At 45.6% G+C, this 16,056-nt stretch carries 18 protein-coding genes; 14 read left to right on the top strand and 4 right to left on the bottom strand.

Going from position 1 to position 16,056, the window contains the following annotated elements; all coding sequences use genetic code 11:
- Window positions 1-65 precede the first annotated feature (65 nt).
- Window positions 66-671, bottom strand: a complete 606-nt coding sequence (locus LH23_RS10600; RefSeq protein ID WP_039290960.1) for a hypothetical protein — start codon at window positions 669-671, stop codon at window positions 66-68.
- Window positions 672-1,210: 539 nt separating this feature from the next.
- On the opposite strand from LH23_RS10600, the gene LH23_RS10595 reads away from it, so the two are divergent.
- Complete coding sequence (locus LH23_RS10595; RefSeq protein WP_071842710.1) at window positions 1,211-1,915, top strand: EAL domain-containing protein; 705 nt, start codon at window positions 1,211-1,213, stop codon at window positions 1,913-1,915.
- 200 nt (window positions 1,916-2,115) lie between these two features.
- Here LH23_RS10595 and LH23_RS23955 read toward each other — a convergent pair whose 3' ends face one another.
- From LH23_RS23955 to LH23_RS10585, 3 genes are read right to left on the bottom strand one after another with little or no spacing between them, the layout of a single operon-like run.
- Window positions 2,116-2,577 (bottom strand): hypothetical protein, encoded by a 462-nt coding sequence (locus tag LH23_RS23955; RefSeq protein ID WP_156108022.1) that lies wholly within the window; start codon window positions 2,575-2,577, stop codon window positions 2,116-2,118.
- Window positions 2,574-2,960 carry a hypothetical protein gene (locus LH23_RS23950; protein ID WP_156108021.1) on the bottom strand — a complete coding sequence of 129 codons (387 nt, stop codon included), beginning with the start codon at window positions 2,958-2,960 and terminating at the stop codon, window positions 2,574-2,576. The genes LH23_RS23955 and LH23_RS23950 overlap by 4 nt, the downstream gene beginning before the upstream one ends.
- Window positions 2,961-3,005: 45 nt before the next feature.
- Window positions 3,006-3,380 (bottom strand): winged helix-turn-helix domain-containing protein, encoded by a 375-nt coding sequence (locus LH23_RS10585; protein ID WP_052050171.1) that lies wholly within the window; start codon window positions 3,378-3,380, stop codon window positions 3,006-3,008.
- Between the two features lie 547 nt (window positions 3,381-3,927).
- Here LH23_RS10585 and tssB point away from each other — a divergent pair.
- The 13 genes from tssB to LH23_RS10520 are packed head-to-tail and all read left to right on the top strand — an operon-like array spanning window position 3,928 to window position 16,056.
- Window positions 3,928-4,416 (top strand): type VI secretion system contractile sheath small subunit, encoded by a 489-nt coding sequence (tssB, locus tag LH23_RS10580; protein WP_039290953.1) that lies wholly within the window; start codon window positions 3,928-3,930, stop codon window positions 4,414-4,416.
- Window positions 4,413-5,891, top strand: a complete 1,479-nt coding sequence (tssC, locus tag LH23_RS10575) for a type VI secretion system contractile sheath large subunit (RefSeq protein WP_039290952.1) — start codon at window positions 4,413-4,415, stop codon at window positions 5,889-5,891. The genes tssB and tssC overlap by 4 nt, the downstream gene beginning before the upstream one ends.
- Before the next feature lie 38 nt (window positions 5,892-5,929).
- Entirely contained in the window at window positions 5,930-6,415 is a 486-nt protein-coding gene (locus LH23_RS10570) for a hypothetical protein (protein ID WP_039290950.1), read from the top strand.
- Between the two features lie 47 nt (window positions 6,416-6,462).
- Window positions 6,463-6,885 (top strand): GPW/gp25 family protein, encoded by a 423-nt coding sequence (locus LH23_RS10565; RefSeq protein ID WP_039290947.1) that lies wholly within the window; start codon window positions 6,463-6,465, stop codon window positions 6,883-6,885.
- Window positions 6,851-8,677 (top strand): type VI secretion system baseplate subunit TssF, encoded by a 1,827-nt coding sequence (gene tssF, locus LH23_RS10560; protein WP_231560176.1) that lies wholly within the window; start codon window positions 6,851-6,853, stop codon window positions 8,675-8,677. The genes LH23_RS10565 and tssF overlap by 35 nt, the downstream gene beginning before the upstream one ends.
- On the top strand, window positions 8,668-9,618 hold the full coding sequence (tssG, locus tag LH23_RS10555; protein ID WP_039290942.1) for a type VI secretion system baseplate subunit TssG: 951 nt from the start codon (window positions 8,668-8,670) through the stop codon (window positions 9,616-9,618). The genes tssF and tssG overlap by 10 nt, the downstream gene beginning before the upstream one ends.
- A 5-nt stretch (window positions 9,619-9,623) precedes the next feature.
- Entirely contained in the window at window positions 9,624-11,651 is a 2,028-nt protein-coding gene (locus LH23_RS10550; protein ID WP_039290939.1) for a type VI secretion system Vgr family protein, read from the top strand.
- 9 nt (window positions 11,652-11,660) lie between these two features.
- Window positions 11,661-12,110 carry a DUF6931 family protein gene (locus LH23_RS10545; RefSeq protein WP_039290937.1) on the top strand — a complete coding sequence of 150 codons (450 nt, stop codon included), beginning with the start codon at window positions 11,661-11,663 and terminating at the stop codon, window positions 12,108-12,110.
- The gene (locus tag LH23_RS10540) at window positions 12,110-12,409 is read left to right on the top strand and encodes a PAAR domain-containing protein (RefSeq protein WP_039290935.1); all 300 of its coding nucleotides are present in this window, start codon (window positions 12,110-12,112) and stop codon (window positions 12,407-12,409) included. The genes LH23_RS10545 and LH23_RS10540 overlap by 1 nt, the downstream gene beginning before the upstream one ends.
- 12 nt (window positions 12,410-12,421) lie before the next feature.
- On the top strand, window positions 12,422-13,480 hold the full coding sequence (gene tssA / locus LH23_RS10535) for a type VI secretion system protein TssA (RefSeq protein WP_039290933.1): 1,059 nt from the start codon (window positions 12,422-12,424) through the stop codon (window positions 13,478-13,480).
- Complete coding sequence (tssJ, locus tag LH23_RS10530; RefSeq protein ID WP_039290930.1) at window positions 13,480-14,091, top strand: type VI secretion system lipoprotein TssJ; 612 nt, start codon at window positions 13,480-13,482, stop codon at window positions 14,089-14,091. Before tssA ends, tssJ begins: the two co-directional genes overlap by 1 nt.
- 1 nt (window position 14,092) lies before the next feature.
- Window positions 14,093-15,445, top strand: coding sequence for a type VI secretion system baseplate subunit TssK (gene tssK / locus LH23_RS10525; RefSeq protein WP_039290928.1), 1,353 nt, complete (start codon window positions 14,093-14,095; stop codon window positions 15,443-15,445).
- Entirely contained in the window at window positions 15,445-16,056 is a 612-nt protein-coding gene (locus tag LH23_RS10520) for a DotU family type IV/VI secretion system protein (protein WP_039290927.1), read from the top strand. Before tssK ends, LH23_RS10520 begins: the two co-directional genes overlap by 1 nt.

Here is a 16,056-nt window from a genome sequence, read left to right as displayed (position 1 = left end):
TGACGATGGTCAGGAACAATCAGGCATCCAAACAATGAGGTATAAATAGGTTTCGCTTAGGTTATTTATGCTGACGTATCACGACTCAAAATAATCGATACACCAATGCCATGTGCTTTATAGTAGTCCTTTATCACTTTAATATTATAATCATTTTTTCCATCGCCCGGATCCATCACCGAACCGTCAGGCCTGACCATGACATAATGCATTGCCATACCATAACGCAACGAACGCTGCGCCATAATTTTTAATTCACGTTCCCCTCGATTAAGTATATGGTTGCTATGTGTAGCTGACATTTTGGTATAAGCATTTAACCCCCTCAATTTCGACATTTCAGTAGGGAAAAAAAACTTTTGTATTGCCGCAGACCATGTTTTATAAACAACAACTTGTGCATTCATACCCATCTCCCTGGCGACACATACGATGTCTGAAGGTTTAGATATCCCCCAAGTGTTAGGATCTGTGTTTTTTTTGGGCTTAACTATAGAGGTGTAAATATTTTTTTCATTCGTACGTCCTGTTTGGCCTCGCGTTTCTATTAATCCAAACTCACCGGCTGCACATAAAAGCGCAGCAGCGCCACAAGACTGAGCATAGGTTTGCTTATAACCCAGCATAGTATAATCTTCACTTGTGTAGCTCTCGCCATCCAGATATTCCATAATTGTCTCTCCTGTTAAAAAAACAATACTCACCAATTCATTATAAACGTGAAACATAAACCACATTAATTAAGAGAAAATAATCCAACGATTAAATACCTTCAACCGCGCCATAGATTAAAAATCTATTTTCATACTATCCTCAGTCATTCAAGCCTCTGTTCATATCAATATACTGGCATTTTTTAAGCCCATATGGCGCAGTAAAAAACCGAAATATTACATCTTAGCATTGTTTAAATATTGAGTTTTTTGCCCTCCCTCCTATTGAGTCACGCTCAAGATCTAATTAGGCCTAAAAACATTAAGACTAAACAAGATGAATTAAACTTGTTTAAGTTTACTGGTAAAAAAACAACGTTAAAATCCCATTTTGCTTAGACATTATAATGAAAAGGAGTCAATCATGTCGTGAACATAAGATTATCCACAACAATTTCTCACCAGCATATATATGCAAGCATCAACTGGAAACTTATTGAAGGGAAATCATGCTGTATTACTTTCTATTAGATTCAATACATTTATAAAGGCCCATAGTGTTTAAATATGTTATAGAACCATATTCACAACCCATAACCGATTGCAACACAGGATGTATCATTGGTTTTGAAATATTACTCAAAGTGACAAAGGAAACCCCCATAAAAAATTATCTATCTCCGGATTCTCTGTTACACACCTTCAAGTCAACTATTGAGTACAACCACTTAACAATATGTTTGATGCATCACGTCAATGAGCGGATTGAGGAGCTTACAGAAAAGCTACCAGACAATGGTTTTATCAGTTTCAATATCATTGCGGAGCAACTGCTGTCTGCATCGTTCATCAAATACTTAATCTCATTCAGGAAAAAGATAAGGCAGGATATCAAACTCGTTCTGGAGCTAGTTGATAACAATCGCTCGAGTCTGACAGATGATATAATCAATACAATTAGCACATTATCAAAACACAATATAGAAATTGCAATTGATGATTTCTCCAATAATTCCATATCCATAAAATACATTGAAGCCATGCGGTTTTACATGCTAAAACTCGGCAGAGAACTGTCCCTTACACATAATAATACGTTGATTTATGAGAACACCATAAAATCACTCGTTTATTTAACCTCTCTGGTAAACACGATACTCGTTGTTGAAGGTGTTGAAACAAAATTACAGAAGGACTTGCTATTGAATTGTGGAGTGAATTACATGCAGGGATATTATTTTGGCGCACCGACTTCAATGTAAAAAATTACGCAAGCACAACTTAAAAAAAACAACACAATAGACATAAAAAAAATACACTGGATTTAATATTAAGCAACACCACCGCTTCCAAAAAGAAATTACAGAACAAAAAGAAAATTATCTTACATGTTAAAAAAACAAACCACCTCCGTTAGAGGTGGTGAATAAATATAATTTATATTTAAACAATCAGCCACACATCACCGTCGGCACATAAATACTGGAATACCCCCTCTTAAAAAGAGATAATCTTTTCCTTGAGGAAGGATGTCGTAGATTACATCAACACCTTGTTTATAATAAAACTCCGGGAGGATGTTTTTCAGTGTTTCTTTCTCATAATTCATCTCAACGGTATTTTTTTTTGACGTCAATACGAAGGAGTTATTCATTCTATTAAAGGTAAACATCGTAGAAAGAACAAGATTGCTGACTTTTTTAGACTTACTTTCAAACACCCCTCTTAGAACCACAGTACCCTCTCCGCCAAAAAAAGTCATTCGTGCATTAGCATGAAGTACAGCATCATTATATGTGGCTGAGTATATTCCATTACAGCTGAAGTGATTAGCATTATAACGTCTTAAACCCACCACTGAGGCAGTGGTGATAAGGCAAACAACGGAGAACAATATAATAAAAAAATAAAGTCTAGTGCTCACGCGTCACCCCCCATAAAAAAATAAGCTGACCTGCAGTCATTTTTTTCATTGCTGTCATCCAGAGGGTTTTTGCATGAGATAACAGAAATATCAGAAAAGGCATTGTTGTAAGAAACATAATGCCACGGTGTTACTTCGCATTTTTTCATTAACTCATCTGTAACAAATTTTATATCTCTCTTTGTTGCAATTGAGGTATATATATTGCAACCATCTTTGTTAAAGAGTGCCTGGTAGTTAAGGAAGTATGGCGACTGACGAGATGTACTGGAGACAAAGATGATTGAGACAACCGCGAACAACATGAATAGTGAAATGATGATCTGGCGATGCAATGATGTCTTTTTTACAGAGCTCACTGGAACTTCATTAGAGCTAGACATTTTCTCATTGCTTGCGCCATTGTGGCCCTTATCTCTTTCCTGACGTCATTTTTTTTCTGAAGAAATTTTTTCAATTTTTATTTCAGTATCAATGGAAAAACCGATTCTGGGGATTGTTTTTATCAAATTAAGGCCAGGACTTAACTTTGATAACGCACGGCGTATGAGTGAAATGTTTTGATATAGATTATTAGGTGTGATCATACTCTCATTTTCACCCCAGACATACGAATATATCGTTGCCTGATCGACAATCCCGTTACGTGATATCAGTAAAAGAAAGCACTTTGTTGTGGGAGTATTAAGGGTTTCAACGTTTGTCTCATCATCCACACGAAACAAAACCCTCTTTTCAGGATTAAAGATTATCTCATCATTTATCATATAGTTATATGAATCACTTGAGCTACACTGCTCCATTTCCACTCATCCTTAGTCTCCAATAGGCATGTATTCAACTCACGGGCTATTTAACATACGATAAATTATGATTATCTACAGCACCGGAAACGGAACGATACCCAAACAACAATCTTAATACAAAGGCAAAGATCTAAACAAGTCAAGATTCATCTTAATTAAGAATGTGAATATTAAGATTCTTATCTTTATCATCACTTTTTTGATTAATAATGATTAATTAATTGCTTTTTTATTGCGAGCAAATACTGTCTCATGTCTAATTTGCCGAGTAGTGAATAGAGGCGGTTATACTTACCGTGCATAAAGGTGGCAACTGAAAACCGCGCCACCGGCTTTCAATATAGCATGCTCCACACCCTATTGATGCGGGTTTCATAAATTACAGAGAGTGTAAGCTTATTAAAATCATGGTTTGTTTTGTAGATGTTATTTTTTATAACAACTCATTTAAGCAAGGAGCTTACCTGGCGCTCTCTAATTTAACCATATGGCATTTCGCTAAATGATGCTTTAACACTAACTCGTTTGTTTAATGGATGAATTCATGAGTAATACACAGCATAAATTAGATAAGGCACGCCCGCCGAGAGTCCAAATAACCTATGACGTTGAAATAGGCGATGCACAAGCAGCAAAGGAATTACCGCTAGTTATTGGGGTGATGGGCGATTTCACCCAAAGCACAGACTCGTTGAAGGATCGTAAATTCATTAGTGTTGATAAAGACAATTTTAATGAAGTGATGAACTCAATGAAGCCGGAAGCTGAGTTCCTGGTGGATAATAAGCTTACAGGGACGGATGGGAAATTAGCCGTCTCGCTGACCTTCAATAGTATGGATGATTTTTCCCCGGACAATGTTGTTCTCCAGGTCGAGCCACTTAAAAAACTCATGGATTTACGAGAGCAACTCAGCGACCTCAAAAACCGAGCTGCAAGTAATGAACGTTTAAAAGAACAACTTATGGCAATGGCCATAGAACAAAATACCTTAACAGGTAAAATAGATATAGACGGGGACGACCAAGAATGAGTACCGAACAAATACAAGAAACAGCGGTAGAGTCTACGTTTAGCGATGATTACCTTAATCAGGTTATCGATAATACTCAGGCCATTCGTCGAGAGTCCGACCGCGATCGTATGAAATCGCAGCTGAATAACTTCCTGTCCGAAGTCCTTTCCGGTGACGTCGTTATCTCAAGCGATCTTATTGGTAGTATCGAACAACGAATTGCCGCCATTGATGCCCTGCTGTCTGAACAAGTAAGCCAAATTATTCATGCTCCGGAGTTTCAGAAAAAAGAATCCTCCTGGCGCGGTTTGCATAAACTCGTCCAATCCAGCGTGACTGAAAACACTCAGGTTCGCTTGTTGCAATGCACCAAGCAGGATCTGATTAAAGATTTTAAATCTGCGAGTGATTTCGACCAGTCAATGCTCTTTAAATGTGTCTACGAAAGTGAATATGGTACGTTTGGTGGTACACCATTTTCTGCCTTCGTCGGTGATTTCCAGTTCGACAATACCCCTCAGGATATTTCTTTACTGGAGCAAATCTCACACGTTTCCGCTGCGGCACATGCGCCATTCCTCAGCGCAGTCGCCCCAGGGATGTTGTCGATGAACGATTTTTCTGAGATCCCACGCCCACGCGATCTCGCGAAAATGTTCAACACCACCGACTACGCGCGCTGGCGTTCTTTCCGCCAAAATGATGACAGCCGCTATATTGGCCTCACGCTGCCTCGCGTCCTTGGCAGACTCCCTTATGGTACGAAGACAATCCCAGCAGAAACATTCACTTTTGAAGAATCCATTAGCGAAGATGCCGCAGGGAAGGACTATCTATGGATGAACTCAGCCTGGGAACTGGCCGGTCGTATCGTTGAATCATTTGAGGAATATGGCTGGTGCGCATCCATCCGTGGGGTTGAAGGCGGCGGGCTGGTTAAATCTCTGCCAGCCTACACCTATGTTTCTGAAAGCGGAGAGCGTACTCTGCAGTGCCCAACGCAGGTAGCCATTTCCGATCGTCGTGAAAAAGAACTGTCCGACCTTGGTTTTATTCCCTTGGTGCATTGTAAAGGCACCGACTATGCGGCCTTTTTTGCCGTGCAGTCTATCAACAAACCCCCTCTTTATAACTCCGATGAAGCAAATGCCAACGCGCGTCTGTCAAGCCAATTACCTTATTTGCTTGCGACATCGCGCTTTGCGCATTATCTCAAATCTATTGTCAGGGACAAAGTCGGCAGCTTTATGTCTCGCAACGAATGTGAAGAATATTTGCAGAAATGGATCATGCAATATGTCGTCGCTTCAGATAATGCAGGCCCTGAAACTAAAGCACGCTACCCACTCCGTGAAGCAAAAATTAATGTTGTAGAAGTTCCTGGATCACCAGGCTCTTACAAAGCGATTGCATGGTTAAAACCTCACTTCCAGCTTGAGGGGTTAACTATGTCCCTACGCCTGGTGGCTGAATTACCGTCTGCTGCAGGCTAATTATTTCACGTTATTAATACCACTAGAGGAAGTTATTTATGGCTAAGTTAAGAGATTGCCAATTTATTGAAATTAAGATTGATGATGATGTTATTAAAGGCTCTTCAGAAGAAGAGAAGTACAAAGGATGGATGGAAGGTTACGCATCAGCTGGCCAAAATAGCTTCTCCGGCCCTGATGGCACATATTTTGAGTCCATTCAAATTGCCATTCTGGCAACGAAGGAAACCAGCGCCTTTTATGAATACTACCTGAAACGTGGTTACAACAAAATTGACATTACTGTGGTTCATCGTGGTTCTGACAAATATGACCAAAACTATGAAGTACAACGTTCGACATATTACTCCTGTGACATTCAGAGCCTTAATATTGAAAAGCGTGACGAACAAATGTTCATGTGCGTGACATTCTCGGTTGAAAAAATGATCGAAGTTGTCTTTAACGTTCCAAATGCGACAGGAACCGGCCTCGATAAGATTGGGCCAATTAAATATAGCATCCCTGAAAAAATGCTGAAATAAAAATGCTCCCACCCATAGACTCTATGGGTGGGAACAGGAATCCCATAATGATACCTTCGCTTCTTTCCAGACTCAGTGATAATCATCCTTGTGAGCTTGAGGATAATTATCACTGTGAAGAAAAACCAGAGGAAACATTATTAAAAGAACTGATGATGATGCTGATGTCCCGTACTCGTACACCGGACATCGAAGACATCCAGTATGTTAATGCATCGGTATTGAATTACGGCATTGACGAATCATTCAGCAGAGTACGTGAAGTGAATAAACGTAAATCAACAATAGAAAAACGCTTAATGAATGCCATTGCCAGATTTGAGCCCCGCCTGACAGACATGTCGGTAGCAAGCCATACGGGCAAAAACCAAAACATCATTTTCACGCTGCAAGGATATTACGCTCAATACCCAGTGCTCTTCGAGCTGGAGTGGGATGACTGTAACGGAAGATTTTATCTCCATGAATAAATTGCTTTCTTATTATCAGAAAGAGCTCCGATTTTTAAAGGAACACGGAAAGGTTTTTGCCCGCCGTTTCCCGAAAATCGCACGTCGTCTCGGGTTCGTTGAAGGTGAATCAGAAGATCCTCATGTCAGTCGCCTCATTGAGTCCTTTGCGCTATTAACGTCCCGTATTCACCAGCGCCTGGATGATGACATTCCCGAGGTTGTTGATGCCTTGCTCAGTACCCTCGCACCCCAATTTTTACGCACGCTGCCTTCAGCGTGTATTGTGACAATCACACCGGATATCTTGCGCTCAGGGATCACAGACAAAAATCTGTTTGATGCAGGCACGTTTCTTTTTACACGACAAAATCCAGAGTTACCTTATCAATTTAAAACTGTCTACCCGGTAACGTTGTTGCCTATATCGATTAACGAAGCAACGCTCTGTTTTGATAGCGATGAATTAAGCTGGAAGCTACGATTGTTTTTCCAGGTTTGGCCCGGTGCAAAGCTGTTCAATGAGCGAGTACGCCTTTTTCTTCACGGCCCGGTTAATGCTGTAAATACGCTTTATACTTTGCTCTGCTCAGAGGTTGAGCGGCTCATACTCCGCCAGAATGACATCAGTATTTCTTTAGATCCCAATGCACTGTCCTCAGTGGGATTTGCAGTGGATGAAGCTCTACTCACGCCAGATCCTCGCATCGCCCCTATTCATATCTTATTAATGGATTATTTTTGGTTTCCACAAAAATTCTCTTTTATCGATATTCAGCTTCCTGAAGGTTTCAGCGTTCAGGCCAATGGTGAATTTGAATTAGAGGTTGTATTAAAACGAAATGCATTAACTGAGCGATTGGAAAAAATGGCCGTCTTAGTCGACAAAAATTTTTTCCGACTCAATTGTACGCCTGCAGTTAACTTATTTCCGCAGCGAGCAGAGCCTATTACGCTGACAAATAGCATGCCGGATTACCCCATCGTGCCTGATGTTCGCCATCAGAATCAAATTCATGTATGGGCGGTTCACCAGGTTTCCGTGCAACGCAAAGTGAATAATAGTATTGAGCATATCCCTGTGCTTCCTCTTTTGGAAAGCCATATTTCCTCCGCCAACGAGCATGATTCTGGTCTCAACTGGCAGGTCTTACGTCGTGAAATCCCTTCTGGAAATGGGCTGGAATTAAAGCACTTTATCGCTTTCAGCGAGCATAAAGCACGCCCGTTATCTTCAAGCCCTGAAATCGTCACAATTAATATGACCTGTACAAATCACGAGTTGCCACGCCAGCTGAAGTATGGCCACCCGGACGGCGATTTTGATTCATCAGCGCCAATTGCAGGTTTGAATATTACCAGCCTGACTCATCCAAGTAGTCCTGTAAATCCTCTGGAAAAAAGCGCCGTGCGCTGGCATTTCCTTTCACAGCTTTCACTCAACCATCAGTTACTTGATGGGAAGCAAGGCGCTCAGCGTTTGAAGGATATGTTGGCGCTTTACAATATCGCCGGGGATACCGAAAAAGCACGTCTGGTTAGTATGATAAAAAATCTATCCTGCGAACCCGTAACGGCCAGGCTCATCAGTAACGACCCGCACTCCATTGCACGTGGAATATCGATATCCCTGACGTTTAGCCACGATGCCTTGCGGGAGCCTGATTATTACCTGCTTTGCTGCCTGCTCGACCGTCTTCTGGCGCTTTACGCACCGGTGAACAGTTTCACCCGCCTGACAACATCAATAGAGCAAGAAGCGCAAACAACGCGTATCTGGCCTGTCCGCGCCGGGAGGCTGTCATGGCTCTGATTCCCATCGTGAGCAAATTCAGTTTCTACCAGCAAATCCGTGTAATGCTGCGTAAGTTGAGAAAGAACACTGTCTCTGATGACATCTTGCTTGATGAAAAATTTCACATTTCATCGACGCTATCTATTGACGCACCTGACGGGCAAATAGAAACCCTTCGCCAGGAAAACCACGATGCTCCCGTGCAGGTTACCACCGGGTTCAACGGGTTAACGGGCGCAATGGGCACGCTTCCTACGGCCTACACCGAATGGCTGATTGAACGCCAGTATCGTTACAGCGATCGCAGTGCGAAGGCATTTATCGATCTGTTCGGTCACCGCCTTTATTGTCTCGACTATCTCGCCTGGCAAAAACACCACCTTTATGCCCTTGCGGAATCTCAGGAGGAGAAGCCGTTACAGGTTGCCATTCTGGCATTAACGGGTCTGCTTGCCGACGCCAACTCGCCGGCACTCGCGATGCATGCCCCACTCTTTGCGTCACCCGTTCGCTCTATGGTTAACCTTGAACGCTGGCTCAGCCAACGATTCGGCGTTGCGGCAACCATTGTGCCCTTTACTGGCGGATGGAGGACGGTAGAAAGAGAAGAGCATTGCCAGCTGAGTAACCCCAATCAAACGCTCGCCACTGCCCCCATGATTGGCAGCGCACGCCTTGAAGTACATTCCCATTTTGATGTGATTCTTGGTCCTATGTCCCCCGAAACATCACGCCAGTTTATCCCCTCAGGAAAAGCCAGAGAAGCTGTCTGGTCCTGCATTCGTGATTATGTCGGGCCCGTGGTGGATTTTTCTGTGTCGTTGGTCATCAGCAGCGCCAACCTTGCGCCTCGCTCATTGGGGATGGCGGCATTAGGCCTGGACCTTTGCCTTGGACACACTAACGGGTCGCACCTGCATCAGGTGCGGCTCCCTGCCCCTGTCTTCTCATCAGGATGATTCTCATGTTAAACAGCACTCAACTCAAAACAGATCAGCAAAATCACTTCATTCGATGGAATGGGGATATTGCTGATGACATGCTGCTCATTACCCTGAAGGGTGCTGAGTCATTGTCGTCATCTTATAAGTATGAACTTCGCTCGGTTACGCATAAAAAAGAATCAGAATTACTTCGCTGGCACGGGCAGGAAGTCTCCTGCCAGATTGGAGACGGTATCAACGAACTTCCCCAGCGCCTTTTGCACGGCATTGTGACTCGAATTTGTTATGCCCAACGCACGCCTGAAGAAGCCGAATGCATCCTCACTGTAGAGCCGCTGCTTTCTCAACTGATGTTGGGTCAGGAAATGCGTATCTGGCAAAACATAAGTGTACCGGACCTGGTGCATGACTTACTCAATGAACACAAGATTAGCCTGTTAGAACTCCAGCTAAACGGCTCTTATGAAAAGCGCGAATATTGCGTGCAGTACCGGGAGTCGGCGCTTCACTTTATCCAACGACTTTTGGAAGAAGAAGGGATTTACTATTACTTCAAACATAGCGAAACCGGGCACACATTAGTCCTCACCGATCACGCTGGCGGCCACTCCCCTATCCAGGGGGAATCTTTACTCTGGCACCACCAGGGAGAAAATATCTCTGAAGCCAGCCTCAAAAAGCTGGCGTCCGTAACAACTCTGTTGCCGGCAGGCGTAACGCTGCAAGGTATCAATATGCAGCAGTCTGCGGCCATTGAAGATATTAAAAAAGCCAACGCGCAAGAAGCCAGTATCGACTCGGCGATGTTTACCGACATCACGCCGCAGGGCGAACGTTCGCTGATTGCCCAGCAAGCACAAAACACCCTTGCGGCATACGAAGCCAATAACCGCCGCTTTGATGCCATCGTGCTTGCTCACTGGCTAAGCGCTGGCGAAACGTTTGATCTGAAAGAACATCCTGCCGATGAAAAAAAATTCCGTATCCATACGGTGTCTCTGGAAGCATCCAATAATTTTGATAACAGCAGCAGCAGCTGTTTCTGCTCTATTGAAGCGATGCATGCCGACAAACCCTGGCATCCCCCTTTTAAACACCGTCAGCCTCAAATTCCAGGAATACTCACAGCAACCGTTGTCGGACCCGATTCGGAAGAGATCCATACCGATGAGTATGGCCGTATAAAAATCCAATTTCCCTGGGATAAAGAAAACAAAAACGACGATACCAGCTCCTGCTGGGTGCGGGTTGCACAAAGCTGGGCTGGTGGGAAGTTTGGCGCGCAATTTATTCCAAGGGTGGGTAGTGAAGTGCTGGTGAGTTTTATTCAGGGTAATCCCGATTATCCACTGGTAACCGGCACGGTCTACAACGGTCAGAACAAACCACCTTTCGATCTCCCCGCCCAAAAAACAGAGAGCGGATTCATCACCCGTAGTGCAACCAAAGGAAGCGTTGAGGAAGGCCACCGTCTGAGCTTTGACGATAAAAAGGGAGAAGAGTTACTGACCATTGTCGCGCAAAAAGACCTGGCGCTCACCGTCAAAAATGATGTTACGAGCACCATTGCAGCCAATCGTAATACGGAGCTCACCAAAGGTAACGACCTGCTGTTGCTAAAAGAGGGCGATCTGAGCCTCACGCTGGAAAAAGGGAACTGGCAGCAAGAGATCAGCGGTGACGTGGCCACAAAAATTAAAGACGGCAGCTATAGCCTCGATGTCACAGGCGGAGGTGGAGACCTCAAAACGGAGAAAGCCCTGACGATTGAGTCCACACAATCCATAGAACTAAAAGTGGGCGATAACAAAATCGCCATCTCCACCAGCGGGATCACTATCAACGGCACCACCTTCAAACTCGAAAGCAGCGCCGGGACGGAAATGAAAGGGGCAACCATGAAAATTGAAGGCAGCGGCAGCACTGAAATTAAGGGCGCAATGGTGAAAGTTGAAGGCAGCGGCACGGCTGAACTCAAAGGCGCAATGGTAAAAGTTGAAGGCAGCGGCATGACCACTATCTCTGGCGGAATTATTAACATTGGATAAGAGCAAACCATGACACAAAACGGATTCAATCCAGACAAGCTGCTGGGGGAAAATCGGTGGGAAGAGGCGCTGCATCAGTGGACCTATTCCTTTCCGGTCAGTCAACTGGGCATACAGCTTGTCTCACTCCTGCGCGAAATCACACCAGCAGACATCCATCCACTGCTGGGTGAAATGCACCAGCAATACTGCCAGTACGACAACGCACGCCGCTGGCGAATTTTCGAACAGGCTCAAAAGCAGGAGCTTAATACTCCAACCGGTGCTCTGGCGTTATCGCTGTTTTGGGCGAGTGGCAGCATGAGCCCGGACGATCTCCCTGCGGTCTACCCCGATCCGAAACTGGCGTCGCAAATGCTCAACTGTGCGGTCGTTATGCTTGCCGTCGGGCTAGGTGAAAACCCTGTTGAAGGCACCCGAAATTTGATGATGCGTTGCCAACCTAAGGAGACCTTGTAATGGCCCAGCCCGCAGCCCGCGTCTCAGACATGCATGTCTGCCCAATGATCGCCCCGGGAGTTCCTCCTTTACCCCATGTAGGCGGTCCCATTTTACCGCCCGGCGTTCCTACCGTGCTGATCGGCGGATTACCCGCAGCAACGGTGGGTTCGATGGCCACCTGCGTTGGTCCGGTGGACTCCATTGTAATGGGCAGCACGAAAGTGCTGATCGGCAAGAAACCAGCAGCGCGTATGGGCGATAGCTGCGCCCACGGCGGCACCATTGTTGCTGGTTGCCCCAAAGTATTAATTGGATAATTGAGGTTCTCTATGCAGTCAGATTTTTCAACTCTGCTGGCTCCAATTTCGCTCGATACTCCCGCAGGAAATAACCTGGAGTATGAATCTGTATTCCACGAAATTCACAAGGCACGTGAAAGCGATGACGACGAGCTTCCCCAAGGAGATTGGGCCGTCAGCGAGCCTCGTAAGGCGGACTGGGAGCTGGTTCTGTCCTTGAGCAAACGAGCGCTGACAGAGGAAAGTAAAGACCTACAGTTGGCATGCTGGTTTGTCGAAGCAGCATCCCATCAAAAAGGGCTGGAAGGCCTGCTGGGTGGTATTGATTTTCTGAGCGAGTTTATCACACGTTTTTGGTACCAGTGCTGGCCGTCACTGGAAGAAGAAGGTCTCACCATCCGCAGAAGCAAGCTGGTACGGTTGGATCGCGAACTTAATAAAATTTTACTTAATCTGCCGATGCTGCGCCAGGCGAACACAACGCTGGCCAGATGGCGGCAGATTCTCGCGTTTGAACACAAAATCAATACTCACCCGAGGACCTTTGATGAGCTGTTAGCACGAGAAGGGGATCTGACGATGGCCACATTTGACAAACAGGCCACCGGGTTCTCCTCTATTGAAATCAGCCAGCAGGCCGCGCGGGTAGAACAAATAACAACGTTATTAGAGTTACTGGAAAGCCGTTATGCTTCACTAAGCCAGGATCCTGAAGAAGGATTATTTAGCTTAACCCGCCAAACGCTGAACGACCTTAATGATTACCTTCAGCGCCTCACACAGCGCGCAATCCCCGTCTCGGATGAGGCTATCGTTTTAACGCCCGCTCTCGAAGAAACACAACCTCAGTCAGCAGAAACACCGGTGCGCCATTCCCCTCAGACAATGAGTCGCGAGCTTGCTATTAGCCAGATGTTGGCTATTGCAGCCTATTTTCGCCAATCCGAACCTTCCAGCCCGGTTCCTTTCCTGATGGAGAGAGCGGCACGTTGGGCAAACATGACGATAACGGACTGGCTGCAGGAAATGATTGAGGACAGCGGTAGCATCAGAGAAATCAATAACGTACTTACGGGGAAAGTTAACTGATGCGCCGTGCAACAACGTTGATCATACTCCTTTCAGCCTTACTGTTAAGCGGCTGTGCTGCGGATACCGAATTGCAAGCAACGGAAAAACAGGCAATTGAACAGGTTAAGGCACCTTTCGCACCAGGCGCTATCACGGTTCAGCTTATGGCGGATCCCGACCTTAATACGCTGAACGGTATTGCAAACAGCTGTACCGTTTTGGTTATTCAGGCGAACAAAGCTGAGACGCTCGCGCAGCTTTTTTCAACGCCTCTAACGTTAAAAAATATGTTCCGGGCAGCAGGTAGTCATGACGACATACTCAAAATAGATCGCTACGCCGCCATGCCGGGGCAAAGCGCCACTCTGCATATAGACCGCAGCGAAAATACGCGCTTTCTTGCCATCGTAGCTGGCTATTACCCCTTCCCGCAGAGCCAGCATATGGCCATCGTGCCCGTGCCCGTTGCCAGTACAAATTCTGGTTGGTTGATGCCAGCCTGGCAAGCACACCTGGCTCCAGTCACGCTGGATATTCGGCTTGGCAGCGACAGCATCACTCAGTTCTCTGGCGCAGAAAAATCCCCCTTCACGCTCAGTAGCACCGCGCTAACGGACACAGGAGAGTAACGTGTATCCTGAATTACAACAGATCTACTGGTACTCCGGTGTGTACCTCCAACCGCAGCATCTTCAGTCGGTCGATTTACACCACAATTACATGCTGGCTCGGCACCGTCAGCTATCACAGCCGTGGAACACCGGTCTTATTCACTGCGATTTCAACCCTGAAACGCTGGTGGACTTCACCCTAAAAATTGACAGGCTGCAGGCTATACTGCCCTCTGGTGATTATCTGGAATATCCAGGAAATTGCTTTTTACAGCCTCGTATGTTCCGGGATGCCTGGAAGCAAATTGAAAAACCATTCACGCTTTGGCTGGCATTACGGCGGTTCGATCCTGGCCACGCCAATGTCGGTGACTCCCCCAACAGTCGATGGTTAAACCCCCGCCAGGAAGACGTCATGAAAGACGTGTACTTCAACGGCCCGGAATGTAGCGTTTCCAGGATCCTTTACAATGTTCAAATTCTGAGTGACGAAGAAAAAGACTCCGTCGTTGACTGCGAGTTTTTACCTTTATTAAGGCTCCGGTATGAGAACGACAGGGTTGTCAGTGATCCAAATTTTGCTCCGCCCGTCATTACGCTGAACGGATCGCCGGTTCTGAAAACAATGCTGGACGGACTGTATGCTGAGCTAGCTAACCGTGCACATCAGTTGGCTGAATACAAACGTTCGGATCAACTCAAGAATGCCAGCAGAGGAGACATGACCCAGCTGCTAGTCATGCGCTCTTTAAACCGCGCTCTTCCCCTCTTACAGCATTGCTGCCGAGTTACCTCCATGCACCCGTGGCCCATTTATGGGCAGCTGTTGCAGCTTATCGGAGAACTGTCCAGCTTTAGTGAACAATGTTCATTCAATGGCGAGTGGGAAGGCGAAACGCCTTTACTGCCTTACGATCATTTCAACCTCTGCGCCTGTTTTAGCAGCGCTCGAAAATTCATTCTCGCCCTTCTGAACAACCTGACATTAGAAGACAACACTTGGGTATCACTGGTGGCAGACGAACAGCGGGTCTTTTCTGGCGATTTGCAGACGTTGCCCTGGGAAAAAACCGGCAATGTTCTCTTAATGCTGAGTTCAGAAACGATGTCCAACATAGACAGTTCAAATTTCAAAGTCGCCGCGAAATCAGCCATTCACACATTGATTCAGCACGCCCTTCCGGGCATCCCGGTCACCCGCCTCACTCCAACCCCTCGGGGTGTTCCTAACCGCAAGGATGCTTATTACTTCATGATACAGAAGCAAGACAATCTCTGGAAAAGTGTTGAAAATCAAAAAAATATTGTCTTCTACTGGGACGATGCACCCGATGATCTTCTGGTCCAGGTGATCTTTATGGGGGCGGAATAATGCAGCTCCTCGACAGCTACCTCCCGGTCTTCAAACAGGTATTACACATTACCGGCGGAGAAGACCCTACCGACTATGAACCAAGCCGGCAGCTCTGCATCGCGCTGTTTGAAAAAGCAGAGCAAGAGGCTGCACTACAGGATGCCTGCGCGGATGAAAAAGAAGCAGCACGTATCGCTGTTATTGCCTGGCTTGATGAAGTGATTCTGAGCTCTGAGCTTCCCTGGCGGCATCACTGGAGAAGTGAACTGCTACAGCGGAAGTATTTGAATATCACGACCGCAGGCGAGCTTTTTTTTACTCAGCTTGAAAAGCTCGACGCTGCGTATGACGAGGCAAGAAAAGTCTTTCTCTTTTGCCTGCAGCAGGGTTTTCAGGGCCAGTACAGCACATCTGAAGACAAACAGCAGCTTCATGCCGTGATCGAAGCACAGCGAACAATGTGCTTACCCGAACAATGGCAAAAATGGCCGAATGAGGCGGAAATCATGCCTGAACGTATTCCAAAGTCGACATCTATGTCGCAGCGGTTACGCCCACTCATTATCGCCGCCCTGGGCATTTTCCTGCTTTATTCGATTCTATTTTTTGCCCTTTACAATATGTCCTGA

This window comes from Cedecea neteri, assembly GCF_000758305.1.
GTDB lineage: Bacteria > Pseudomonadota > Gammaproteobacteria > Enterobacterales > Enterobacteriaceae > Cedecea > Cedecea neteri_C.
Note: the sequence above shows the minus strand (reverse complement) of the source record. Positions and strands in the feature narration are given on the sequence as shown.

What these genes read in the sequence shown, in the direction of transcription:
- tssF (WP_231560176.1), top strand. Translation starts at nt 6,851, where the DNA reads ATGACTGTAACGGAAGATTTTATCTCCATGAATAAATTGCTTTCTTAT.
- LH23_RS10520 (WP_039290927.1), top strand. Translation starts at nt 15,445, where the DNA reads ATGCAGCTCCTCGACAGCTACCTCCCGGTCTTCAAACAGGTATTACAC.
- tssJ (WP_039290930.1), top strand. Translation starts at nt 13,480, where the DNA reads ATGCGCCGTGCAACAACGTTGATCATACTCCTTTCAGCCTTACTGTTA.
- tssC (WP_039290952.1), top strand. Translation starts at nt 4,413, where the DNA reads ATGAGTACCGAACAAATACAAGAAACAGCGGTAGAGTCTACGTTTAGC.
- LH23_RS23950 (WP_156108021.1), bottom strand. Translation starts at nt 2,960, where the DNA reads ATGTCTAGCTCTAATGAAGTTCCAGTGAGCTCTGTAAAAAAGACATCA.
- LH23_RS10565 (WP_039290947.1), top strand. Translation starts at nt 6,463, where the DNA reads ATGATACCTTCGCTTCTTTCCAGACTCAGTGATAATCATCCTTGTGAG.
- LH23_RS10545 (WP_039290937.1), top strand. Translation starts at nt 11,661, where the DNA reads ATGACACAAAACGGATTCAATCCAGACAAGCTGCTGGGGGAAAATCGG.
- LH23_RS10540 (WP_039290935.1), top strand. Translation starts at nt 12,110, where the DNA reads ATGGCCCAGCCCGCAGCCCGCGTCTCAGACATGCATGTCTGCCCAATG.
- LH23_RS10570 (WP_039290950.1), top strand. Translation starts at nt 5,930, where the DNA reads ATGGCTAAGTTAAGAGATTGCCAATTTATTGAAATTAAGATTGATGAT.
- LH23_RS10550 (WP_039290939.1), top strand. Translation starts at nt 9,624, where the DNA reads ATGTTAAACAGCACTCAACTCAAAACAGATCAGCAAAATCACTTCATT.
- tssB (WP_039290953.1), top strand. Translation starts at nt 3,928, where the DNA reads ATGAGTAATACACAGCATAAATTAGATAAGGCACGCCCGCCGAGAGTC.
- tssA (WP_039290933.1), top strand. Translation starts at nt 12,422, where the DNA reads ATGCAGTCAGATTTTTCAACTCTGCTGGCTCCAATTTCGCTCGATACT.
- LH23_RS10585 (WP_052050171.1), bottom strand. Translation starts at nt 3,380, where the DNA reads ATGGAGCAGTGTAGCTCAAGTGATTCATATAACTATATGATAAATGAT.
- LH23_RS10600 (WP_039290960.1), bottom strand. Translation starts at nt 671, where the DNA reads ATGGAATATCTGGATGGCGAGAGCTACACAAGTGAAGATTATACTATG.
- tssG (WP_039290942.1), top strand. Translation starts at nt 8,668, where the DNA reads ATGGCTCTGATTCCCATCGTGAGCAAATTCAGTTTCTACCAGCAAATC.